The 20,972-nt window shown below is 69.3% G+C and carries 21 protein-coding genes; 5 read left to right on the top strand and 16 right to left on the bottom strand.

Features of this window, described 5'->3' with window-relative positions:
• Positions 1–20: 20 nt before the first annotated feature.
• On the bottom strand, positions 21–380 hold the full coding sequence (locus AB0B90_RS35480; RefSeq protein WP_350941969.1) for a YciI family protein: 360 nt from the start codon (positions 378–380) through the stop codon (positions 21–23).
• A 178-nt stretch (positions 381–558) separates the two neighbouring features.
• Positions 559–2,238, bottom strand: a complete 1,680-nt coding sequence (locus AB0B90_RS35475; protein ID WP_362926461.1) for a cellulose binding domain-containing protein — start codon at positions 2,236–2,238, stop codon at positions 559–561.
• Positions 2,239–2,782: 544 nt separating this feature from the next.
• On the opposite strand from AB0B90_RS35475, the gene AB0B90_RS35470 reads away from it, so the two are divergent.
• A complete protein-coding gene (locus AB0B90_RS35470) occupies positions 2,783–4,099 on the top strand; it encodes an MFS transporter (protein WP_362926460.1) in 1,317 nt (438 codons plus the stop codon).
• 58 nt (positions 4,100–4,157) lie between these two features.
• Here AB0B90_RS35470 and AB0B90_RS35465 read toward each other — a convergent pair whose 3' ends face one another.
• The 5 genes from AB0B90_RS35465 to AB0B90_RS35445 all read right to left on the bottom strand — a co-directional run bounded on the left by AB0B90_RS35465 (position 4,158) and on the right by AB0B90_RS35445 (position 7,819).
• Entirely contained in the window at positions 4,158–5,159 is a 1,002-nt protein-coding gene (locus AB0B90_RS35465; protein ID WP_350941973.1) for an NAD(P)-dependent alcohol dehydrogenase, read from the bottom strand.
• 90 nt (positions 5,160–5,249) lie between these two features.
• Complete coding sequence (locus AB0B90_RS35460) at positions 5,250–5,519, bottom strand: hypothetical protein (RefSeq protein ID WP_362926459.1); 270 nt, start codon at positions 5,517–5,519, stop codon at positions 5,250–5,252.
• Positions 5,520–5,870 (bottom strand): winged helix-turn-helix domain-containing protein, encoded by a 351-nt coding sequence (locus AB0B90_RS35455; RefSeq protein WP_350941975.1) that lies wholly within the window; start codon positions 5,868–5,870, stop codon positions 5,520–5,522.
• 304 nt (positions 5,871–6,174) lie between these two features.
• Entirely contained in the window at positions 6,175–6,672 is a 498-nt protein-coding gene (locus tag AB0B90_RS35450; protein ID WP_362926458.1) for a DUF1203 domain-containing protein, read from the bottom strand.
• Positions 6,673–6,859: 187 nt separating this feature from the next.
• Entirely contained in the window at positions 6,860–7,819 is a 960-nt protein-coding gene (locus tag AB0B90_RS35445; RefSeq protein ID WP_362926457.1) for a superoxide dismutase, read from the bottom strand.
• Positions 7,820–7,931: 112 nt separating this feature from the next.
• Here AB0B90_RS35445 and AB0B90_RS35440 point away from each other — a divergent pair, with 112 nt between their 5' ends.
• Positions 7,932–8,783 carry a DUF72 domain-containing protein gene (locus tag AB0B90_RS35440; protein WP_362926456.1) on the top strand — a complete coding sequence of 284 codons (852 nt, stop codon included), beginning with the start codon at positions 7,932–7,934 and terminating at the stop codon, positions 8,781–8,783.
• On the opposite strand, the gene AB0B90_RS35435 is transcribed toward AB0B90_RS35440, so the two are convergent.
• The gene (locus tag AB0B90_RS35435; protein WP_362926455.1) at positions 8,770–10,209 is read right to left on the bottom strand and encodes a DHA2 family efflux MFS transporter permease subunit; all 1,440 of its coding nucleotides are present in this window, start codon (positions 10,207–10,209) and stop codon (positions 8,770–8,772) included. The two genes, AB0B90_RS35440 and AB0B90_RS35435, sit on opposite strands and share 14 nt — an antisense overlap.
• 74 nt (positions 10,210–10,283) lie before the next feature.
• A complete protein-coding gene (locus AB0B90_RS35430) occupies positions 10,284–10,772 on the bottom strand; it encodes a MarR family winged helix-turn-helix transcriptional regulator (protein ID WP_350941984.1) in 489 nt (162 codons plus the stop codon).
• Positions 10,773–11,013: 241 nt separating this feature from the next.
• On the opposite strand from AB0B90_RS35430, the gene AB0B90_RS35425 reads away from it, so the two are divergent.
• On the top strand, positions 11,014–11,979 hold the full coding sequence (locus tag AB0B90_RS35425) for a serine hydrolase domain-containing protein (protein ID WP_362926454.1): 966 nt from the start codon (positions 11,014–11,016) through the stop codon (positions 11,977–11,979).
• A 163-nt stretch (positions 11,980–12,142) separates the two neighbouring features.
• Here the strand turns inward: AB0B90_RS35425 and AB0B90_RS35420 are convergent, their stop codons facing one another.
• The 5 genes from AB0B90_RS35420 to AB0B90_RS35400 all read right to left on the bottom strand — a co-directional run bounded on the left by AB0B90_RS35420 (position 12,143) and on the right by AB0B90_RS35400 (position 16,909).
• Positions 12,143–12,388, bottom strand: coding sequence for a hypothetical protein (locus tag AB0B90_RS35420; RefSeq protein ID WP_350941987.1), 246 nt, complete (start codon positions 12,386–12,388; stop codon positions 12,143–12,145).
• Positions 12,389–12,646: 258 nt separating this feature from the next.
• A complete protein-coding gene (locus AB0B90_RS35415) occupies positions 12,647–13,378 on the bottom strand; it encodes a L,D-transpeptidase family protein (RefSeq protein WP_362926470.1) in 732 nt (243 codons plus the stop codon).
• Between the two features lie 720 nt (positions 13,379–14,098).
• Positions 14,099–14,518, bottom strand: a complete 420-nt coding sequence (locus tag AB0B90_RS35410; protein WP_350941990.1) for a Rieske (2Fe-2S) protein — start codon at positions 14,516–14,518, stop codon at positions 14,099–14,101.
• 50 nt (positions 14,519–14,568) lie between these two features.
• The gene (locus AB0B90_RS35405; protein ID WP_362926453.1) at positions 14,569–16,239 is read right to left on the bottom strand and encodes an ATP-binding protein; all 1,671 of its coding nucleotides are present in this window, start codon (positions 16,237–16,239) and stop codon (positions 14,569–14,571) included.
• 1 nt (position 16,240) lies between these two features.
• The gene (locus AB0B90_RS35400; RefSeq protein ID WP_350941994.1) at positions 16,241–16,909 is read right to left on the bottom strand and encodes a response regulator transcription factor; all 669 of its coding nucleotides are present in this window, start codon (positions 16,907–16,909) and stop codon (positions 16,241–16,243) included.
• Between the two features lie 177 nt (positions 16,910–17,086).
• Between AB0B90_RS35400 and AB0B90_RS35395 the strand changes: the two genes are divergently transcribed.
• Positions 17,087–17,623 (top strand): hypothetical protein, encoded by a 537-nt coding sequence (locus AB0B90_RS35395; RefSeq protein ID WP_350941996.1) that lies wholly within the window; start codon positions 17,087–17,089, stop codon positions 17,621–17,623.
• Positions 17,624–17,986: 363 nt separating this feature from the next.
• Here the strand turns inward: AB0B90_RS35395 and AB0B90_RS35390 are convergent, their stop codons facing one another.
• Positions 17,987–19,078: a hypothetical protein gene (locus AB0B90_RS35390; protein WP_350941997.1), complete on the bottom strand. Its 1,092-nt coding sequence runs from the start codon at positions 19,076–19,078 to the stop codon at positions 17,987–17,989.
• Between the two features lie 248 nt (positions 19,079–19,326).
• Positions 19,327–19,974 (bottom strand): hypothetical protein, encoded by a 648-nt coding sequence (locus tag AB0B90_RS35385; RefSeq protein WP_362926452.1) that lies wholly within the window; start codon positions 19,972–19,974, stop codon positions 19,327–19,329.
• 207 nt (positions 19,975–20,181) lie between these two features.
• Here AB0B90_RS35385 and AB0B90_RS35380 point away from each other — a divergent pair, with 207 nt between their 5' ends.
• Complete coding sequence (locus AB0B90_RS35380) at positions 20,182–20,718, top strand: peptidylprolyl isomerase (protein WP_350942001.1); 537 nt, start codon at positions 20,182–20,184, stop codon at positions 20,716–20,718.
• The last annotated feature ends 254 nt before the right edge of the window (positions 20,719–20,972 follow it).

Raw genomic sequence — 20,972 nt, 5'->3', positions numbered from 1 at the left:
ACCGGCGCCCAGCACCACCGCTACTCGCGGTTCGTCACCGGACGGACCTCCAGCGCGCTCATCCCGGCAGTGAGCGGCCAGGTGGCCGCGATCCGCCCGGCCTCGTCGATGTCGTCGCACTCCAGCATGACGACCGCGCCGATGACCTCCTTGAGCTCCAGGTACGGCCCGTCTGTGATCACCGGTTGGCCGTTCACGTCGGCGCGCACCGTCTTCGCCGTGTCCCGGGGCCGCAGTTCGGCACCGCCATCGGCGATCTTGCCGGTCGGCTGCCACCGCTCGTACCACTCGTAGACCCGCTCCATCGCCTCCTGCTCCTCGGCAGGGGAGAGCGCACCCCACTCGCGATCGTCGCCGAAGATCAGCATCGCGTACCTCATCGTTGCTCCTCGTGGTCGGAAGGGCTGTGTCGTACGAGTGACGAACGGCCGCCACCGGTTCTCGACAGGTTCCGCCGAATTTTCTTCCCAGGTGCCGGCGGCCGATTGCGCCGCCCCTCCGGTGTCGGAGGGGCGGCACCTGCCCCGTCGCCGGTCGGGCCGACAGGAGCGTCGCCGGTCAGACCACGGTGCAGGCGATGCCGTTGAGGGTGAAGGCGGTCGGTTTGCCGGTGTTGCCGGTGTGGTTGGCCTGGAAGCCGATGTCGATGGTGGCCCCGGGGGCGAGCGTGGCGTTGTGGCTGACGTTGACGGCGCTCACCTGGCCGCTGGAGGGCGAGTAGGTGGCGTTCCAGCCCGAGGTGATGGACTGGCCGGAGGGCAGGGTGAAGACCAGCGTCCAGCCGTTGATCGTCGTGGTTCCGGTGTTGGTGATGCTGATGTTGGCGGTGAAGCCGTTGTTCCAGGAGTTCATCGTGTAGGCGACCCGGGGTCCCGTTCCGCCACCGGGGGTGGGGCTGACGGTGGGGGTCGGGGTGGGCGTGGGGTCGGGGGTGGTGGTCACGCCGGTCACGAAGGTCATCATGCTTCTGGCGGGAAGCGTGACGGTGAGGGAGCCGTTCGACATGGTGGTCGTTCCCTGGGGTGCGACGGTCCTGCTCGCGTCGGTGAGCCAGGAGGAGACGCTGGACGATCCGGTGGCGTTCGACACGGTGAACTGCTGGCTCACCGCCGAGGTGTTCTTGTTGACGACGACGATGACCGTGGAGTTACCGCCCCGGTACGCCGAGACGTAGACGTTCGACGCCGGGTTCGCGGTCGCGTCGACCCGCACGTATCCGGGGCGGACGAACCTGGCGAAGTGCGCCATCATCGCGCCGCGCTTGCTGATCTGGCCGTCCTCGCGCATGGGGCCGTAGCTGCGCCGGATGTACCACCAGATGTACGCCTGGAACTCGGCGTCCACCATGGCGCGGTGGATGTGCTCTCCGACGTCGAGCGCCTGGGGCCAGAGGTCCGCCGAGTCGCTGCTGTTGGGGTGGTAGACCTCGGTCATCCAGAGTTCTTTGCCCGCGCCCCTCTGCTTGAAGAGGGGGTAGGGGAAATTGGAGAACTGCGTGCCGTAGAGGTGGGCGCCGAGGATGTCCATGTTGGCGAGCGCGGTGGAGTCGTTGAGGATCGGGTCCGAGATGTTCTTCAGATACTGGAAGGACTCGGGCGCGATCACCTTGGTGTTGATCGAGCCGGCGTTCTCCCGCATGAATTTGAGGATCTCCGCGGGGGTCCACCACGTCCAGTCGTGCGCGTAATCGGGCTCGTTCTGCACTGAGATGGCGTACAGGTTCACGCCGTTGTTCCGCATGTGCGTGTTGAAGTCGTTCAGGTGCTGGGCGTAGGCCGCGTACATGTTGGCCCTGAGGCGTTTCGCGTTGGTCTGGCTGCCGCGGGTAAATGTCTCGATCATGTTGGCGGGGGGATTCCACGGCGACGCGATGACGGAGGCGCCGAGTTCGATCGCGCGCTTCGCCGTCGCCACGTCACGGCTCCAGTCCGCCTGGTTCTCGGGGACGGGGATTCTCAGCACGGAGAACCCGAGCCGGCCCTCGCCGGTGCCGAACGCCGTTTCCCGCTGGGCGGCCGTGAGGTCGCCGATCCAGGCCGCGAAGGTCATGCCGCCGAAGCCGCGGATCGTCTGCCGCTGCGCGGACGGGTTGATGACCGCCGTCGCGGCGGTGGCCTCCGTGGCCGCGACGACGGAGGCCGCGCCGAGGACCGGCAGGGCTCCCAGCGTCGTCAGGACGGCCCTGCGGCTCAGCGGGTTTCGCTCGCCGTTCTCGGGCTCGTTGTGGTCCTTCGTCATGTCTCCTCCTCGTGGCTGTGGATGCCGATCCGCGCCTTCTCGGTCCCGTCGGCGCCGGTCTTCGGCGCCGACGCCGAATGGTTCCTGGTCGTTTCGACGTCGATCGGCTCCCGCGATTGTTAGCGTTAACATTTCCTCGCGTGGACCGGCACGCGAGTGCGACGGGAATGCGGATCGCTCACGTGGTCGCGCGGAGGGGTGATACTCCGGCGGAGTCTGACCCCGGCCCTCGGCGGGGGGCAAGCACCGCACGGGCCGGATAACAGTGAACTGTAGAAATGCCTCGCCGAGCATGAAAATTTCAGGTTAAAAAATCTGCGGCCTCGCGTCTGTTCCGCTGTCGAAGATCGTCATATGCTGAGCCCCTCAGGTAAAGCGGATGGCAAGACTCCCCCCCAAAAAAGTGCTTTCCTGGGTGATCACCCGAGTGGCGAGGCCCCCGGGAGAGGTCGGCCGACGGTGGACCGCCGTGGACCCACACCTCCACCGGGCGGTTCGGAAACCATCCGCATCACATGACCGTGCTGGAGAGCATGTGCCCGTCGTGAGCAGCCCTTGGCGGGCGCCGGTCGTCCTGGCGTACGCGACCTTCGTACTGGTCGGGTTGAACGCCGGTGTGGGCGGAGTGCTGCTGCCCACACTGATCGGTGACTACGGCGTCGACATGACGACGATCGGCATCACCTTCTTCGTCTCCTCCGCCGGGTTCATGCTCGCCGGATCCACCACGGGCCCGCTGCTCGAACGCCTCGGTACGCGCCTCTCCCTCGCCGTCGCCGGCGGCCTGTACGTGATATCCACGCTGTACATGGCGACCCGTCCCCCGTTCGCGGCCTTCGTGGCGGTGCAACTGCTGGTCGGTTACGGCACCGGTGTGCTGGAGTCGGTGCTCAACGCCTATCTGGCGGAACTGCCCTCGGCCACGACACTGCTCAACCGCCTGCACGCGTTCTTCGGTGTCGGCGCGCTGCTCGGTCCGTTGCTGGCCGCCTGGACTCTCACCTTCCTGCCGTGGACCGCCGTGTGGCTGGTGCTCGCGTTGGCGGGCCTGCCGCTGCTGGCCGGTTTCCTGGTCGCCTATCCCAGGCGCACCGCCGACGTCGCCGATGCCCTCGATGTCTCCGTGAAGCCTGGCGTGCCGGTGCCTCCGGCAGTCCCCGAGCCCTCCGTGAGGCCCGGCGCCCCGTCGTCGGAGCCCTCCGCGAAAGAGGGGACCCCGTATCCGGACGCCCCGGTGCCTTCGGCGGGTCCCCCGGGTTCCGAACCGGAGCGGAGCGGTCTGCTCACCTCCGTGCTGCGCACGCCCGCGGTGGTGCTCGCCTCGGTGTTCCTCGCCGTGTACGTCGGCCTGGAGATCAGCGTGGGCAACTGGGGGTTCACCTTCCTGGTGGAGGAGCACGCGCAGACCGGCCTCACCGCCGGCTACATCGCCAGCGGTTACTGGCTCGGGCTGACCCTGGGGCGGTTCCTGATCAGTCCGGTCGCCACCAGGATGGGGTTGACCGCGGTCGGCATGACCTACGTCTGCCTGGTCGGCGTGACGGCGAGCACGGTGCTCACCTGGGTGGCGCCGGGAGTGGTCGTGGCGACCGCCGGTTTCCTCCTGCTCGGCTTCTTCCTCGGGCCCGTCTTCCCGACGGCGATGGCGGTGGTGCCCACCCTGACCACAGCCCGGCTGGTGCCGACGGCCATCGGCATCATGAACGGGGTGTCGGTCATCGGCGGCGCGGCGCTTCCCTGGCTGACCGGTGCCATCGGGCAGAGCGTCGGGATCTGGACCCTGATGCCCGCCGTCGTGCTCCTCGCCCTGCTGCAACTCGCCCTCTGGCGGACGATCGTCACCCGGATGAATCCGGCCTGACCCGGCATCGGACCGAGGTCCGCGCGGACCTTCCCGAGGCGAACGGCGTTCACCGGCCTCACACGGTGATAACGATCTTCGCTCGCGCGTGCTCCTCGCTGAAGTACCGCATCGCCTCGGGGAGCTCGCTCAGCGGGTAGGTCTTCTCGACCGCGGGTGTGATCCGCCCGGACTCGATCAGATCCTTGAGATCGACGAGGCTCTCCCGGCTTCGCATCGCCATGCACGGGCGCAGGTTCTGCCGTACGAACGGCGCCAGCACCAGCGCCCCCAGGAGCCGGAGCACCGGACCGAAACAGCGCCCGCCTTTCGAGCTGGACAGTACGAGGGTCCCGCCGGGGCTCAACGCGCGCCTGCAGTCGGAGAGCGAGTGGTTTCCCGCCAGGTCGAAGATGAGGTCGTAACGTCGGCCGCTCCTGGTGAAGTCCTCCCGGGTGTAGTCGACGACATGGTCGGCACCGAGCGAACGGACCAGCTCCATGTTCCTGGTGCTGCACACCCCGGTCACCTCCGCCCCGTACGACGCGGCGATCTGTACGGCGAAGGTGCCCACGCCGCCCGACGCCCCGTTGATCAGGACCTTCTGCCCGGCCTTTATCCCGCCACGGTCGCGGAGACCGTGCAGTGCGGTGTTTCCCGCGCAGGGGACGGCGGCCGCCTGTTCGAAGGTGAGGTTGGCAGGCTTCGGGCACGGCAGGTCCTCGGGGACGCGGACGTACTCGGCGAAGCCTCCGCCGTTGACCTCGACGTACACCTCGTCGCCCGGCCGCAGGCGCGTCACGTTCCTGCCGACGGCCTCGACCTCTCCGGCGATGTCGCGGCCGGGGACCTTCTGCTTCGGCGTGGGCAGCCCGAACACGAGGCGGCCGAGGTACGGCACGCCCGTTATGGTCGCCAGGTCGCCGTGGTTCACCGACGCCGCGCGAACGCGCACCAATACCTCGTCGTCGCCGGGCACCGGCTTGTCGATCTCGTCGAGTCTCAGGACGCCGGAGAGGCCGTACCTCTCCTGGGTGATCGCTTTCATCGTGTCCTTCTTCTGGGTGGTGGGCCTGTTCATGGGGAGTCCTCCTGGTGGGCGACCGGTGGTGAAGCAGGAACCCTCACGGGTGACCGTGGGGAATCCCCTCCCTTCGGGGAGGGGAGGAGGTCATTCGACGGTCCGCAGGATCTGCTCGATCGAGGTCGCGCGCGCTCGCACGTCGGAGAGGTCGGTCGACATCCGCTGCTGGGCGTCCATGGTGTTCTCGGCGAGTTGCTCGTAGCGGCGTACCAGCTGTCGCAGGTCCTCCTGGACGGTGGCGGATATCTTCAGCTTGCGGAACTCGTGCACCGTCGCCGCGGTGCCGATGAGCAGGATCAGGGCGAGGAATGACAGGCCCAGGATCAGGACCGTGCCAGGCCAGGTCGTCGCGTCCATTCAGGACTTCTCCTTGGGGGCGGGACCCTTCTCGGGGTCCGATCGGGTGAGGGTCTGGACCGCCTCGGCCAAGGTCGAGGCGGTGAGGCGCAGGTGGAAGTCCGTGACCTCGTAGTACTTCATGGCCTTGCCGTCCTCCGAGAGCTCAAGGCTGCCGACGACCAGCCCGGCCGCCTCCAGCCGCTGCAGGTGCATGTGTAGGAGGGGGCGGCTGATCCCGATGTCGCGGGCCAGGTGGCTCACGTAGTCACGCCCGTCGGCGAGCCTCGCGACGATGCGCAGCCGCAGCGGGTTGGCGAGCGCCGCGAGCACCACGACCAGTTCGTCGCCGGTCGGCACGGCCCCTGTCATGACGCTCCTTCACCTGTAATAATTTTCTTACAGGTGAAATATAACTCATGCATGCCGATCCGACCAGAGTCGATGGTGTCGATGACCGTGAACTCGTACTCGCAGGGCCGCCGGCGACGGCGGCACGCATACGGCGCGGAGGGGCTCGTCGATCCGGGCGATGATCGACGAGACCCTCCGCGCCGTTGGGGTCACCGGGGAAGAAGCCGGTGAAGATCTCCGACGCCGTCGTCACATGACGGCGTCGTCCGAGGCGGGCGGCGAAGAATTCGCCGCCTGTGGTCAGGCGAGGTACACCTCCAGGTCAGGCACGGTGCACCTCGAACAGGAAGCAGCCGAACTCCACCGCCCGTACGTGCACCAGCGCCACGCCCGGGTCCGCGAACTGCTCCGCCAGGACGGCCTCCGCCGTGGCGGCGTCGAGGCTGAGGTGGCGGTCCACCAGCCGTCCGCCGAGAATGTTGCCGACCGCGTCGTAGGCGCGGAAGACCCGCCGCTCGCCGCACATCTCGACGGGAAAACCCGTCCCGCCGGGTCCCTCGCACTGCGCGGCGTGCACGAACACCGGGCCCAGCTCCTCGTACGGGCCGGGATCGCCCCCGGTCCGTGCCGCCCACCTGCGCAATGGCGCGTACGCGAGCAGGGCGAGCCGCTCGCCCGGCAGGCTGCGACGCAGGCAGCATCGCAGCGGAGCGCCTCCCTCGGTGTCGGTGACCACGCGGGGCGGGCGCCCGGCGTCGTCGCGGACACGCAGCTCGGCGGCGACCTCGGCTTCGATGGCGAGCGTAAGAAGAGTACTCATGGATCCATGCTCGGCCGCGCCGAGGCGGCACGCTGGCGGAAATCGGCCGTCGTCGTGGGCTCCGCTGCCGCCCCTTCGCGCGGCCGGCCGATTTCTCGGTGCGGCTTTCTCGGTGCGGCGGACGTGCGAGGGCGTGCCCGCGGGGGCGGGCACGCCGATCAGCGGCGGGCGGGCACGAGAGGAACGATCAGTGCCCCTTGACGGCCACCACGTTGTACGGGGTCGTCGGGGTGGGGGTCGTGGTGAAACGGGCGTTGGGGAGATAGAGGCGGTCGCGGAAGGAGGCGACGGTGGTGGGAACGTCGAAGCGTTCGTCGACGAGTTTGCGGATCACCTTCCCCGAGGTGGCGGCGCGGTCCAGGGAGAGGGAGGTGAGGAGGTTCAGGCGGTTCTGTACGACGTGGAGGGTACGGCCCTCCAGCAGCAGGCCGTCCCCGCCTTCCAGGGACTCGGCGCCGATGTCCACCAGGGTGGCGACTCCGGTCGAGGGGTCGACGCGGAACAGCCTGCCGGTGTTGGACTGCACGACGAGCAGGCCCTTGCCGTCGGGGGTCTGGGCGATGCCGTTGGCGTTGTTGCCGGTCGTGTAGACGATGTCCCCGCTCAGCGGCACCTTCGCCGCCTGGGAGGGCAGCGCTCCCCCGCGCCCGAACGGCAGCCTGTACAGCACGGGGTTGGCCGAGTCGGTGAAGTACGCCGCGTCGCGGGTGAGCACGACGTCGTTGACGAACGCGGCGCCGGTGGTGAGCCGGTAGCTCGCGAGCACCTTGCCGGTGCGGGTGTCGATCACGCGGGCGTCGCCGCCCGTGCCGCCGGCGACGAACAGCCGCCCGCGCGGGTCGACCTTGAGACCGAGCGACGGGGTGCCGGGTCCCGGATTGATGATCCGGCCTTTCCCGGTGCGCAGGTCGGCGCGGTAGATCGCGCCGGTTCCGCGCGAGCCGAAGTACGCGGACGGCCCCGGGCCGATGGCGATCCCTTCCGGCTGGAAACCGTCGGGAAGGGAGAACTCGGTGGGATAGGCCGGCTTCGCGGAGGAGGCGGAGGCCGGGGAGGCGCCGGTCCCGGCTCCGATCTCGGCCGCCACCGGGGGCGGGGCCGCCATGAGTATGGCCAGGACCCCTGCCGCGATAGATATCGCCTTCATTGGGAAACATCCCATCTGTCGCGAATGCGATGGTCTATCGGGATGCCCGGTCGGATGATGGATCTAACGTACGACGCCCGGTTCGCTCCCGTCCTTGGATAGCGTCGAGGTCATGCGGCTTCATGTGGGATGCGCGATGTGGACCCTCAAGTCATGGCAGGGGAACTTCCTGCCCCACCCGCTCCCGCCGGGAGAGCGCCTGCGGGCCTACGCGTCCTGGTGCAACGCGGTGGAGGGCAACACGACGTTCTACGCGACACCGTCGAGGAGCACGGTGGAGTCGTGGGCGAGGCAGACCGCGCCCGACTTCCGGCTGGTGGTGAAGCTGCCCAAGTCGATCACGCACGAGAGGCGCCTCACCGGCGTCGACGAGGAGGTCCGGTCGTTCCTGGAGACGATCGAGCCACTCGGGCCGCGAGCCCACGCCCTCTGGATCCAGCTGCCGGGGTCGTTCGCCCCGACCGACCTCGGCACCCTCGCCGCTTTTCTGCACCGGCTCCCTCGTTCGCACAGGTACGCCGTCGAGGTCCGCCACCGCGCGTTCTTCGACGACGCGCGGTCCGCGCGGCTTCTCGAAGGGGTTCTCGCCGGTGTCGGCGCCGAGTGGGTGCCCTTCGACACCACGACGCTCTTCCGGAGCCCTCCGACCAGCGACACCGAACGGGAGGCGTGGTCGAGGAAGCCCCGGATGCCGCTCCGGTCGGTCGCCCTCACCGACCGGCCGATCGTCCGCTACCTCGGCAGGGACGACACCGAGAGCACGATCAAGGGCTGGCAGCACTGGATCGGCACGGTCACCGGCTGGCTGCGCGAGGGCCGCTCGCCGACCGTGTTCGTGCACACCCCCGACAACGCCGACGCGCTCACGCTCGCCCGTCGCTTCCACGACGACGTACGGGCCCTGCTGCCGGAGGTCGAGCCGCTGCCCGAGCCCATGCCCGCCGAGCCGCTCACCCTCTTCTGACCGGCCCGGGCTGCCGCAGCACGACGAGCGCGACGGCGAAGGCGGCGAGGAGCAGGGCGGCGGCGACACCGAAGGCGAGGTGGTAGCCGCCGGTGAGCGCGGAGGCCGTGCTCTCTCCCGCCGAGAGCAGTTCCTCGGTGCGCCGGGCGGCCAGCGTGGACAGCACCGCGACGCCGACGGCCATGCCGATCTGCTGGGTGGTGTTGAACAGCCCGGACGCCAGGCCCGCGTCGTCGGCCCCCGCGCCGGACATGCCGAGCGTGGTGAGTGCCGGGAGCACCAGCCCGCCGCCCGCGATGAGCAGCATCACCGGGAGCAGGTCGGTGACGTAGTTCGCGCTCACCGGTACGCGGGTGAGCAGGCACATCGCGCAGAACAGGAGCACCAGGCCCGCGAGCAGGACGGCGCGCTCGCCGAAACGGGTGTTGAGCCGGGCGGAGAGGAACAGGGACACGCCGCCGATCGCCACCGCCGCGGGGAGCATCGCGAGGCCGGTGTCGAGGGCGCCGTAGCCGAGGACCCGCTGCATGTAGAGCGCGACGATGATCTGGAGGGCGAACATGGCCGACAGCGTCAGGATCTGGGCGAGGTTCGCGCCTGAGACGTTGCGCGAGCGGAGGATCCGCAGCGGCATCAGCGGGGTCCTCGCGGTCGCCTGGCGGACGAGGAACGCGGCGAGCAGGGCGATCGAGACCGCGCCGAGGCCGAGGGTGTGGGTGGCGAGCCAGCCGTACTCCTCGATCTTGACCACGGTGTAGAGGCCCAGCATCAGCCCGCCGGTGACCAGCACGGCGCCGAGGACGTCGGCTCCGGCGGCGAGCCCGACCCCGCGCTCGCCCGGCAGCGCCCGGATCGCGATCGCGATCGTGACCAGCCCGATCGGCAGGTTGACGAAGAAGATCCAGTGCCAGCTGAGCGCGTCGGTGAGGACCCCGCCCAGGACCTGGCCGATCGAGGCTCCGGCGGCGCCGGTGAAGCTGAAGACGCCGATCGCCTTCGCGCGCTCCCCGGGCTCGGTGAACAGCGTCACCAGGATGCCCAGCACGACCGCCGAGGCCATCGCGCTGCCGACGCCCTGCAGGAACCGGGCGGTGATCAGCATGCCGGGCCCTGTGGACAGTCCGGCCAGTAGCGACGCGGCGGCGAAGACCGTGTTCCCCGCGAGGAACATGGTCTTGCGGCCGATGAGGTCGCCCAGCCGACCGGCGAGGAGGAGCAGCCCGCCGAAGGCGATGAGGTAGGCGTTGACGGTCCAGCTGAGCCCGGCGGGCGAGAAGCCCAGGTCCGCCTGGATGGTCGGCATCGCCACGGTCACGATGCTGCCGTCCAGGATCGTCATCAACATCGCGGCGGACAGCACGGCGAGCGCCGTCCAGCGCGAGGGAGACGTATCGGCGGGGCGTGCGGAAGGTGCGGTACGCGACATGGGGTCGCCTCCTGTTCGAGGGGAACAGGAGAGACCGTAGCAGATAGTTTTGTTGTAGACGATCCTCTATGGATTCACTTTGTGCGCTGCCGTGCCCGCCGGACTCCCTGCGGTGCCTCCACGGGGGTGGCGAGATGTCCGGCCACCAGGCGCTTCAAGGCTCGTACGAGCACCTCGCCCTCGTCTCCCGGCAGCGCGGCCAGGGCCGCCCTGTGCACGCCGTCGACGATCTCCTGGCTCTGCCGCGCGACCTGCGCGCCCTTCTCGGTGACCGCGATGATCCGGGCCCGCCGATCCGTGCTCGACGGGCGGCGCTCGGCGAGGCCCGCCTTCTCCAGGGCGTCGACCGTGACCACCATCGTGGTCTTGTCCATGTCGCCGAGCTCGGCGAGCTGGATCTGCGTGCGCTCCTCCTCCAGGGCGTGGACCAGCACGCAGTGCATCCGTGCGGTGAGCCCGATCTCGGCGAGCGCCGCAGCCATCCGGGTCCGCAGGACATGGCCGGCGTGGTCCAGCAGGAAGGAGAGATCCGGCTCGGTACGGGCGGGTGCCATCGCGGTCATGCTCCTCACCATAGCCAACCGGTACCGTTCCGGATTATCCGCAAGCGGACGCACTCGCCTGGCCCCGGCCGACCGCGTTCGCCCGGCGAAGTCCCGTCGCGGTCCGCGGTCCCGCAGGGGGCCTGCCGGAAACGAGGCGAGAAAGGCACGGCCGGCGGGCGCGAACGGCCCCGGTTCTCCACGCGCGTCGTGATCGACGAGGGGTTGATCCTGACACGGTGGCAGGGCGTAGAACGGAACCATGAGCAGCGACACACTCAACGACCGTCTCGCCCTGGCCGTGGAGCAGGGCCGGGTGCCCGACCTCCACGGCGTGGTCGCCGTCCGCCACGGCCAGGTGATCCTTGAGCACTACGGCGAGGGCGAGGACTTCAAGCTGAACGAGCCGCTCGGCCGGGTGCGCTTCACGCCCGACACGCTCCACGACCTCCGCTCGATCACCAAGAGCGTCGTCGGACTCCTGTACGGCATCGCCCTGGCCGACGGCGAGGTGCCGGAGCCGCGCGAGCCACTGCTCAGGCACTTCCCCGAATACTCGGACCTCCCGCAGGATCCCCGGCGCGCCGCGCTCACGGTCGAGCACGCCCTCACCATGACGCTCGGCCTGGAGTGGGACGAGAGCGCCCCCTACACGAGCACGGCGAACAGTGAGATCGCGATGGAGTTGTCTCCCGACCGTTTCCGCTACGTCCTGGAGCAGCGGATCGTGGAGGAGCCGGGCACGAAGTGGTCCTACTGCGGAGGCGCTTCCGCGCTGGTGGCGCGGCTCATCGCGAAGGGCACCGGACGGGCGCTGGAGGACTACGCGCGTACCAGGCTGTTCGAACCGCTGGGGATCACGCGCTTCGAGTGGTCGTCCGGCGAGGACGGGACGGCGATGGCCGCCGCCGGACTGCGGCTCACCCCCCGCGACCTTCTCTCGATCGGGCGGCTCGTGCTCGAAGGGGGCGGCGACGTCGTTCCCTCGTCCTGGCTGAAGACGGCCCTGCACCCGCACGTGCGGATCGCCGAGGACCTCCACTACGGCTACCACTGGTATTCGGGCGACACGTGGAAGGGAGGGTCGGGCAACGGCGGCCAGGTGATCTACGTGGCGCCCGCGCTGGACCTGGTCGTCGCCATCACCGGAGGGCAGTACAACACGCGCGATCGCTCGATGACCTCGATCGTGCTCGAAGAGGTGATCCTGGAGGGGATCAGGTCCTGAAGACACGCCCGTGGGTGATGTCGATCGCCGGACGCCGCCAGGTGGCCGGGGAGTCGGGGACGTGTTCGACCGTGGGTCCGTCGGCTCGCCGGGGCGTTCTCGTCCGGCCACCGGAGGGCGCGTCGAATGTGCGCGACAGCGTCCCTCCTCGCAGGGAAGTGCGTCAGGGATTCTTCGCCCGCGGCCGCTGCGTGATCGTGTTCCTCACGATCCACAGGACGCTCTGGTGGATCGCCACCCCGGCGGAGACGTTGAGCACTCCCAGCGCGGCCGCCGTCATGAGTGACCCGTCGAGCCCGATCGCGTCGCCGGCCAGGAGCACCACGGGCCAGAACACGGCGGCGGCGAGGAGGGAGGCGCGCCACCAGCGCCCGAAGACCAGGCCGAACAGGATCATGGTTGGTATCACGATGCACGCCCTTCGGAATGATCAGCCGACATCCTCATCATCACCTCGGGGCATCGGTTCTAAGCCCCCGAGATCGGCTCGATCGGCGTACAGGCCGGGATTTTCGCGGCGGAACCGGCGCGGGGCGCCCGCACGGCTCGTCGCCAGGCGTCCGCGCGCAGGTGGGGGCGCACCGCGAGCCGGGCCAGGCCCGCACGGCTTGTCACAGGCGCCCGCACCACCCGGCCACGACCTCCCCGCTCCGATGCGCCCGCACGCTCACCGGCGGCCACCGGTGTCACCTCCCGTCCGCCGGCCGGTGGAGAGCCCTGGACGCGAGGATTTCTTGGACGAGTGGTGCGGAGCCTCGACAGGTCGTGCCTTCGGGATTCGCGGGCGCCGCTCCCCGCGAACCCTCATCGCACGTCCGATGGGAGCCTCCGGGCGGCGGACGTACACCGGAGTCCCCGGCTGAAGGAACCGGTAGAGGTCGAGGGCGTTGTGCAGCGGGACCCGGACGCACCCGTGGGACGCGGGGAAGCGGGGGACGAGGGTGGAACCGTGGATCGCGATGCCGCCGTTGAAGTAGACGGGATAGAACATCGCCCCGAGGATCCCCGTGGACCAGCCGGGGACCCGCATTCCCACCCGGTAGTCGCCGATCGGGGTCGAGGCGAACCCGCAGTGGCCCTTCTCGCAGTACGGCCTGCGGGCGCCGGTGGAGATGTGGGTCACCAGCACGGGTTTCCCGTCTCTCCACGCGACGAGGAGCCGGCGCCGCAGATCGATCTCGGCCCTTTCCCGCTCCCCGTACGTCACCAGGGGCCTGATCCGGCGAGGGCGCAGGAGAGCCTGCCAGGTCGGCAGGTCGATTCTGTCGACGGGTTTCAATCCGTTCGCCTTCTGGAACGCCCATACGGTCATTCGCAGAGCGGAGTCGTACAGAGGGCTGAGATTCCCCGGGGAAAATCCCAGATCCTTGAGTCTTTTCTTCGCGTTGTGCACCTCCATTCCCCTGCTGCCCGTTCTGAGGACCGTGAATTGATCCGGGAGTGGGAGGTGCCGGGAGTCGGGGGTTGGGTCGGCCACGGCGGGTGCGATGCCGAAGGGGAGGGTTGTGGCCAGGGCGAAGACGGTGCCGGTGATCAGGGAACGTCGAACTGTGCCTCGCATGGTGTGACGTCTATCCGCCGTCAGGCGCGATCAACCCTTTGACATTACTTGCCGGAGAGTGAGACTTGTACATCCGCATGCGATTCACGGGTTATCTCGGATGGATTTTCTCGGGTAAATATTCATATATTCCCCGGTGGCGTTATGTGACGATATCAATTAGATATTTCGGAAAACGTTCACCGGGTGCGCGTGGCGGGCCGTCCGGTCGCGAGTGCGGAAGCCAAGCGTCTCCCGTCGCCGTGCGGACATCGGATGCCTCTCACCGAGCGGGAGCTCCCGGCGGCCTCCGCTTTCCCCGTGGCCGGGCGGTCATCGGATGTCCCGCCCCGGGAGTGACGTCTCCTGCCCCTCGGGAGCGGGTGCGATCCGCCAAGACCGTCCTGGCCGCCGGGCGAAGCGTATTGATTCACGTGAAACCTTCGCCGATGTCCGGGGAGGTCATCGGTCACGGCCCACCCGTCCGGCCCACCCGTCCTGCCCGCTCGGCCGGCTCCGTTCGGCTCGCCTGCTTGGCTCGCTCGCGCGGTCCGGCCCGCCACGTCTGAAGCCGAGCGGTCAGCTCAGCCTGATGATCCCCTTGGATACCTTGATCTTCCTGCGGGCCAGCGGCCGCTTGGCGGGGCCTCTGGCCACCGAGCCGTCGGCGATCCTGAATTTGCTGCCGTGGCAGGGGCAGTTGATGGTCCCGCCGCGGATGGTGGCGACGGTGCAGCCCTGGTGCGTGCACTTCGCGCTGAAGGCGCGGAAGGTGCCCTTCACCGGCTGGGTGACCACCCATGTTCCCTTGATGATCCGGCCGCCGCCGACGGGGATGCCGCTCGTCCTGGCGAGGATGGGACCGGCGGACTCCTCGGACTCCTGGGTCTCCGAGGACGCCTGGGCGGGGCGTACCCATGTGGCGGCCGACGCGATCACGGCGGCGGCGCCGCCCGCGAGACCTCGGAAGATCATCAGTCGACGGGTTGGGGCGGGCATGGTGGGCCTCCTGGGGAGTGAAGGGCGCCGTGATAGATCACCTGAGGGGTTCATATCACAGGAAAACGGGCCTGTAGCCAGGCTTCGCGATCTTTCCCCGCGACGCGCAGACTCCCGCCGTGCCGTACCGCGATGTCCCTCGCGATGGCGAGCCCGAGCCCCGCACCGCCCGCGTCCCTGTCCCTGGCCTCGTCCAGCCGGGTGAAGCGGTCGAAGACCGCCTCGTGGTGCTCGGCGGGAATGCCCGGACCGTCGTCGCGCACGTCGAGCACCGCCTCGCCGCCGTCCACGGCCAGCCGGACGGTGACCGTGGAACCCGCGTGGCGTACCGCGTTGTCCACCAGATTGGCCACCAGGCGGCGCAGTTGGCCGGCGGAGCCCATGACCACGGTGTCGGCCGCCACTTCCAGCGTGACCTTGACCTCCGGCCTGGGCCTCGACCTGGCCGCCTCCTCGGCGGTCACCTGGCCGAGATCCACCTCCTCGTGACAGGCGGGTTCACCGGCGTCCAGGCGGGCGAGCAGGAGGAGATCGGAGGTGAGCGCCTGGATCCGCTCCACGTCGGTCAGCGCCTCGGCCGCGAGCGGCTCCGGCTGGGCCAGCTCCAGGCGGGTCCGCAGGATGGCGAGCGGGCTGCGCAGCTCGTGGGCCGCGTCGGCGACGAAGCGCTTGTGCCGGCCGACGGCCAGTTCGAGCCGGTCGAGTGTGCTGTTCATGGTCTCGGCGAGGCGGGCGATCTCGTCGCGCGATCTCGGTACGGGGACCCTTCGGTGCAGGTCGTTCGCGGTGATGTCGGCCACCTCGGCGCGGATGGCCGAGACCGGTGCCAGCGCCCGGCCGACGGTGAGCCAGGTCAGGACGGCGACCAGCAGGAGCAGCGCGGGAATGCCGGGAAGCAGCAGGCCGCGCAGGGACCTCAGGGCGTCCACCGTGGGCTCCATCGATGCCCTGGCCTGCACGAACAACGTTCCGTTCGCGGTGTCCACCGGCATCGTGGCGAGGGCGAAGGAGTCGCCGGACGCCCATGGCGCCGGCTCGGCGAGTTGGAACGCCGGCGCGCCCGCCACGCTCCGCAGCGCCACCGCCGGGGGTGACACCTTGTTCGCGGTGCCCTTCGCCGCCGCTTCAGAGGGCGACGCGGTGCCCTTCGCCGCCACCTCCGAGGGTGACGGGATGCCTTTCGCCGCCGCTTCCGAGGGGGACGCGGTGCCCTTCACGGCCGCTTCCGGGGGTGGCGCCGCGTCCGATGTACCTTTCGCTGCCGCCGCATGGGGTGACGGCTCGTCCGCCGTGCCCCGGATGGCCACCTCCGGGGGTGACGTCGTGCCCTTCCTCTCGGACGATGGGCCCGCGACCGCCGGAGCCGGCCATACGGGGTGCGTGAAGATCTTGATGTCGGGATCGAGAAGGGTCGCCTCCGAATGCCGGAGGACCCCGGCCCGCGTTCCGGTGACGGTCACCACGGTGGCCGACGGAGCCTCGGCCGTCGCGGGAACGGCGGCCCGCGTGACGTCGATCGCCGGAACGTCGAGCATCACCGTGCCACCGGCGAGGACGTCGGCGGTCGCGGCGGCGCGGCGGGTGGCCTCGTCGGAGGCGCTGCGGGTGAGGCTCCCCGTCAGCACGCCGACGAGCACCGCCGACGCCACTCCCAGCGCGACCGCGACGATCGCGGTGGCCGCGAGGGTCGCCCGGAGCCGTACGGAAAGACGCGATGCCATCTCAGGCCTCCAACCGGTAGCCGGCGCCGCGCACGGTCACCAGTGACGAGCGGCCGAACGGAGCGTCGATCTTGCGGCGCAGCGCACTGACGTAGACCTCGATGATGTTCGGGTCACCGTCGTAGGAGAAGTCCCACGCCTGGGCCAGCAGCTCGCTCTTGGAGACGACCTCGCCCTGTCTGCGCGCCAGGCCGTGCAGGACCGCGAACTCCTTGGGCGTGAGGGAGATCTCCGTGTCGCCCCGGCGGCAGCGGAGCCCCGCCGGATCGACGGTCAGGTCGCCGACCACGATGGACACCGGCCGCGCCCCGCCGCCCCTGCGCACCAGCGCGCGCAGCCGGGCCAGCAGCACCACGTAGGAGAACGGTTTGGACAGGAAGTCGTCCGCGCCCGTGTCCAGGGCCTCGGCCTCGTCGTGCACCCCGTCCTTGGCGGTCAGCATCAGGATCGGCGTCCAGTTCTCCGCGTCGCGGAGCTTGGCGCAGACGGCGTAGCCGTTCATCCGGGGCAGCATGACGTCGAGCACGATCACGTCGTACGGGTTCTCGGTCGCCATCCACAGGCCGTCGCGCCCGTCGTACGCGACGTCGACGGCGAACCCCTCGCCTGCCAGCCCTTCCTTCAGGAGATGGGCCAGGCGTTTCTCGTCCTCAACCAGCAGCACGCGCATGCCGCTCAGACTGCCGTACCGCGGCTAAAGCCAACCTGAAGACGACTTCCGGCGCCTTCAGCCTGGGTTCAGGCAGCGGGCGGGAAGCTGTGGTCTCCGGAACCGCGGGCCGGTCCGCTTCCCGATTCGTTCATCGATCCGCCTGACATCGATCCGTCTGACAAGGAGAACAAACACATGCGTATTCGCATGCTCGCCGCCGCCGTGGTGACCGCGGGGGCTCTGATGGCCACGCTGACCGGGGCCGCCAGTGCCGACACCCCCACCCCCGCGCCCCTGCCCAAGGATGGTGTCGCGCGGCTCGTCGACTGCGAGGGCGGCGGCAAGATAAGCCTGACGACGCGCACGCTCACCGAGGCCGAGCGCAAGGAACTGGAGAAGGGCGGAGCCGCTCTCGCGGTGCCCGCCGTCCCCGCCCCGCCGCTCGGGGAGACCGGTGAGGCCAGGAAGGCCGAAGCCGGCCGCGTCACGATCACCAAGGACTTCAGGGCGGTGAAGCCGGCCGCGGAGCCCTCCGCCCTGCCCGAGGACGTCACGGTCATGGCCGTGCCCGCCGTTCCCGCAGGGGTACCGGAGTCCGGCGAGACGGCCACGCTCTCCACGGCCGTGCCCGTCCCCGACGGGGACGCGGTCACCGAGGTGAGGGTGGCGCAGAAGTCCTCGGAGGGCGACGTGCCCACCGTCACCTGCGTCATGAAGGCCGAGGAGAAGTGACCTCGCGGGGACGCCGTGCGAGCGGAGAGGCGTCCCCGTGAAGACCTGCGAGCCGGCCGGGGCATCCGTGCGGGAATGGTCCGGCCGGTTCGCAGCCGGTTGCTCGGAGACGATCCGGGAAGCCTGGCAGGTCCGTGGCCACCGGGTCACGGAGCCACCGGGTCACGAAGTCACCGGGCTACAGAACCGCCGGACCGCGGAGTCACCGGGAACGACCGCGAGCGACCGCAGGACCGGCCCGGGAGTCCGCGCCGTACGGGGGACGGTGCGGTTCACCCTCCGGGAGGTCTTCCATCGCTCGTGCCCGGACTCGGGAAGAACGGACTCCGCGCGATGGAAGACCTCCCGAAGGGGACGCGGTGTTCAACCTTCGGGGAAGGACGGGTGCGGCCCCAGGGCCCAGTACTCGTACAACCCGTAGCCGATCCGGCCGTCGTACTCGAAGCGGCCGACCGCGTCGACCATGCCCCACATCTTCTGGGCGTCCTCGGGCAGCGTGTGGGTGACGCCCTGGACCACCGGGTGGGAACCCTGGTACATGCCGTGCTTCCAATCCGATTCCAGGCCATATCCGGTGCCCACCATCAGGTGCACCGGGAGAATCGGGACGCAGTGCAGGTCGAAGGGCTTCCCGCCCGGCGGGGAGAAGGAGATCGTCGCCTCGCGCACCTCCCGGGTGCCGTCCACGTACGTCGGGCGATACTCGGGACGGCCGAGATACTCCTCCTCACCCTCCCGCGCGGACCCGAACCCCCACACGCGCACCGCCTCCTCCAGGACTCGGCGGCCCTTCTCGTCCTCCTGGATGATGCAGAGGATGGCGTGGTCGTCGAACCGGACGGGCGTGTAGAGCCAGTAGAAAGTCCCCGCGTTGCGCGCCTGGATGCCCGGAGGTTCGGGCTCGCCGACGGGGCGGATGCCCCACGAGCGGTCGCGGGTGCCCTGCCAGCGGTCGGGGGTGACCTCGACACGCTCGTCGCCGATCAGGATGTGCCCGGTCCACCGGCCGGTCTGGGCCATCCGCGAGGAGTCGAACACCACGCGCTCCTGCCAGCGCAGGAAGTGCCGGGGTTCGAGCGTGGCCGGTACGGTGCCCTCCCAGGTGAGGTCGAAGGACAGGCCGTGCTCCGTGGGGTCGAGCACCACCCGCAGCCGTCGCAGTCCCTCGATCACCTCGACCCTGAACGGGCCGACCCTCGTGTCCATCCGGTCGTCGCCGAGCTCCCGGGAAGCCCTGACCACGCGGTGCAGGTTCCGGTGGCGCACGCAGGCGAACGCGTCGGTGACCCCGAGGTTGGGATACTGGCCGAGACCGACGATGAGCATCAGCTCGTCGGATCCGGCGTGGCAGTTGAAGTAGTACCGGTCGTAGAAATTGCGGTCCGACGTCGTGACGTGCCGCATCACCTCGGACGACTGGTGTACGGGATGGTCGTCGAGGGGCGACAGCGTCATCGGTGCTCCTTGGGCCGGGGAACACGTTCTAACAAGTGCTTGGTGATCGGTCAACGGGTCGCCACCCGGAAGTTCGATCAATGGGGTACCGCGCGGAAATACGGCCGACGGGCCGCCACACGAAAGTACGGCCCGCACCTTCGCGGCGCGAGCCGTACTCTCTGCCGACGTCGTACGCCGTGATCGGTTGCGCGCCATGTCCGGGGGCCGAGCGGGAGCCCGGTCATCCGAGAGGCGCGCCCCGTCCCCTAAGGGGTTCTCTTCGGCGTCTGCGACGTGTGCGACGCGTGTTCGGCCTTGATGTCGGCAGCCTTGTCGGTGACCTTGGCGCCGACCTCCTCGGCCTTCTTCACGGCGTCGTCCACCGCGCCGGAGGTCTTTCCGGCCACCGCCTCCGTCTTCTGACCCACCCACTGGGACGCGTCGGAGGCGCTCTCCTTCAGAGTGTCCGCCCACTGGTCGGCGTTCTTGCGGTACAGAACGTAGCCCGCCGCGGCGATCGCGATGCCCGTGAACAGCAGGAACATCGGTGTTTTCCTGGACTTCACGGGAGTGGGATCGATCCTCGCGGCGGCCTGGGACAGCGCGGCGCTGAGTTTCGGCGCGAGCTGCTCCTCGATCGAGTGCGCGGCGGCGTCAAGCCTCGGTGCCGCCCACCCACGTGCCACGATGATCTTCTCACTCGCCATGCCGCAGGCCTGACCGGCCACTTCACGGGCCTGACCGGCCATCTCACGGGCTTGACCGGCCACATCGCGAGCCTGAAGGGCTACGTCATGTGCGTGCTGACTTGCCGCGTCACGGGCATGACTGGCCATTGGGCCGACCCGATCCGCAGCTCGGACGGCCTGAGCCTTCACGTGGCGCAGCCGCCTTTCCGGTGCCACGATCTTCATGTGGCGCTTTCCAAACAGTGCTAGAGGCACAACAACCTCCCCATTCGTTGGGGCCCCGTCGCCACCCCTTCCCGCTCGAAGGCGGCTCAATCATGACGGCCCGTGGGAGGATGCTTGGGGATGCGGCCACGGCCGAAATCGTCAAAGTGCCACAAAAGCAATACGTTGCTCAGGTATTGCCTACGACCTGAAGGGGGCAGTCCGATCATGGCTGAGAAGTTGATCGCGAACCTCAACACCAACCGCGGCAGCGTGAAGGTCCAGCTCTTCCCGGATCACGCGCCCAAGACCGTGAGAAACTTCGTCGAGCTCGCCGAGGGCACCCGCGAGTGGGTGCACCCGGAGACCGGCCAGAAGTCCACCGCCAAACTGTACGACGGCACGATCTTCCACCGGGTCATCTCGGGATTCATGATCCAGGGCGGCGACCCGCTGGGTCAGGGCGTCGGAGGCCCGGGTTACAAGTTCGACGACGAGATCCACCCGGACCTCTACTTCAACCGTCCCTACCTGCTCGCCATGGCCAACGCCGGTGTCCAGTTCGGCCGCGGCACCAACGGCTCGCAGTTCTTCATCACGGTCGTGCCCACGCCGCACCTGAACGGCAAGCACACCATCTTCGGTGAGGTGATCGAGGGCCAGGACGTCGTCGACGCCATCGCCAAGACCGACACCGACGCCCGTGACCGTCCCACGGAGCCCGTGGTCCTGGAGTCGGTGACCATCGAGCGCGTCCAGAGCTGATCTCATGCTCGGCGGCCTCCGTCGGAGGCCGCCGTTCGCGTTCCCGCACACCCTCGTCCGGCCCCGCTGGCCCCGCCCTCGGACGCGCCGGTCCCGTGCAGCCTCGGTCCTCGGTCCTCGCTTCGGTCTTCGCCCGGCTCTTTCCGCCCCATCCTTCGGACCCGCCCCGTCCTTCGGACCCGCCCTGTCCTTCAGACCCGCATCTTCCCTCGGCCCCGCCCCGTCCCTCGGATTCGCTCGTCCGAGACCGTCTC

Origin of the sequence: Streptosporangium sp. NPDC049078 (assembly GCF_040648855.1) — a bacterium.
In the GTDB taxonomy this organism is placed as follows: Bacteria; Actinomycetota; Actinomycetes; order Streptosporangiales; family Streptosporangiaceae; genus Streptosporangium.
Note: the sequence above shows the minus strand (reverse complement) of the source record. Positions and strands in the feature narration are given on the sequence as shown.

Bases quoted from the DNA above. Each gene is read 5' to 3' on its own strand.
- AB0B90_RS35480 (WP_350941969.1), bottom strand. From the start codon at position 380: ATGAGGTACGCGATGCTGATCTTCGGCGACGATCGCGAGTGGGGTGCG.
- AB0B90_RS35475 (WP_362926461.1), bottom strand. From the start codon at position 2,238: ATGACGAAGGACCACAACGAGCCCGAGAACGGCGAGCGAAACCCGCTG.
- AB0B90_RS35465 (WP_350941973.1), bottom strand. From the start codon at position 5,159: ATGAACAGGCCCACCACCCAGAAGAAGGACACGATGAAAGCGATCACC.
- AB0B90_RS35460 (WP_362926459.1), bottom strand. From the start codon at position 5,519: ATGGACGCGACGACCTGGCCTGGCACGGTCCTGATCCTGGGCCTGTCA.
- AB0B90_RS35455 (WP_350941975.1), bottom strand. From the start codon at position 5,870: ATGACAGGGGCCGTGCCGACCGGCGACGAACTGGTCGTGGTGCTCGCG.
- AB0B90_RS35450 (WP_362926458.1), bottom strand. From the start codon at position 6,672: ATGAGTACTCTTCTTACGCTCGCCATCGAAGCCGAGGTCGCCGCCGAG.
- AB0B90_RS35445 (WP_362926457.1), bottom strand. From the start codon at position 7,819: ATGAAGGCGATATCTATCGCGGCAGGGGTCCTGGCCATACTCATGGCG.
- AB0B90_RS35440 (WP_362926456.1), top strand. From the start codon at position 7,932: ATGCGGCTTCATGTGGGATGCGCGATGTGGACCCTCAAGTCATGGCAG.
- AB0B90_RS35435 (WP_362926455.1), bottom strand. From the start codon at position 10,209: ATGTCGCGTACCGCACCTTCCGCACGCCCCGCCGATACGTCTCCCTCG.
- AB0B90_RS35430 (WP_350941984.1), bottom strand. From the start codon at position 10,772: ATGACCGCGATGGCACCCGCCCGTACCGAGCCGGATCTCTCCTTCCTG.
- AB0B90_RS35425 (WP_362926454.1), top strand. From the start codon at position 11,014: ATGAGCAGCGACACACTCAACGACCGTCTCGCCCTGGCCGTGGAGCAG.
- AB0B90_RS35415 (WP_362926470.1), bottom strand. From the start codon at position 13,378: ATGGAGGTGCACAACGCGAAGAAAAGACTCAAGGATCTGGGATTTTCC.
- AB0B90_RS35410 (WP_350941990.1), bottom strand. From the start codon at position 14,518: ATGCCCGCCCCAACCCGTCGACTGATGATCTTCCGAGGTCTCGCGGGC.
- AB0B90_RS35405 (WP_362926453.1), bottom strand. From the start codon at position 16,239: ATGGCATCGCGTCTTTCCGTACGGCTCCGGGCGACCCTCGCGGCCACC.
- AB0B90_RS35400 (WP_350941994.1), bottom strand. From the start codon at position 16,909: ATGCGCGTGCTGCTGGTTGAGGACGAGAAACGCCTGGCCCATCTCCTG.
- AB0B90_RS35395 (WP_350941996.1), top strand. From the start codon at position 17,087: ATGCGTATTCGCATGCTCGCCGCCGCCGTGGTGACCGCGGGGGCTCTG.
- AB0B90_RS35390 (WP_350941997.1), bottom strand. From the start codon at position 19,078: ATGACGCTGTCGCCCCTCGACGACCATCCCGTACACCAGTCGTCCGAG.
- AB0B90_RS35385 (WP_362926452.1), bottom strand. From the start codon at position 19,974: ATGAAGATCGTGGCACCGGAAAGGCGGCTGCGCCACGTGAAGGCTCAG.
- AB0B90_RS35380 (WP_350942001.1), top strand. From the start codon at position 20,182: ATGGCTGAGAAGTTGATCGCGAACCTCAACACCAACCGCGGCAGCGTG.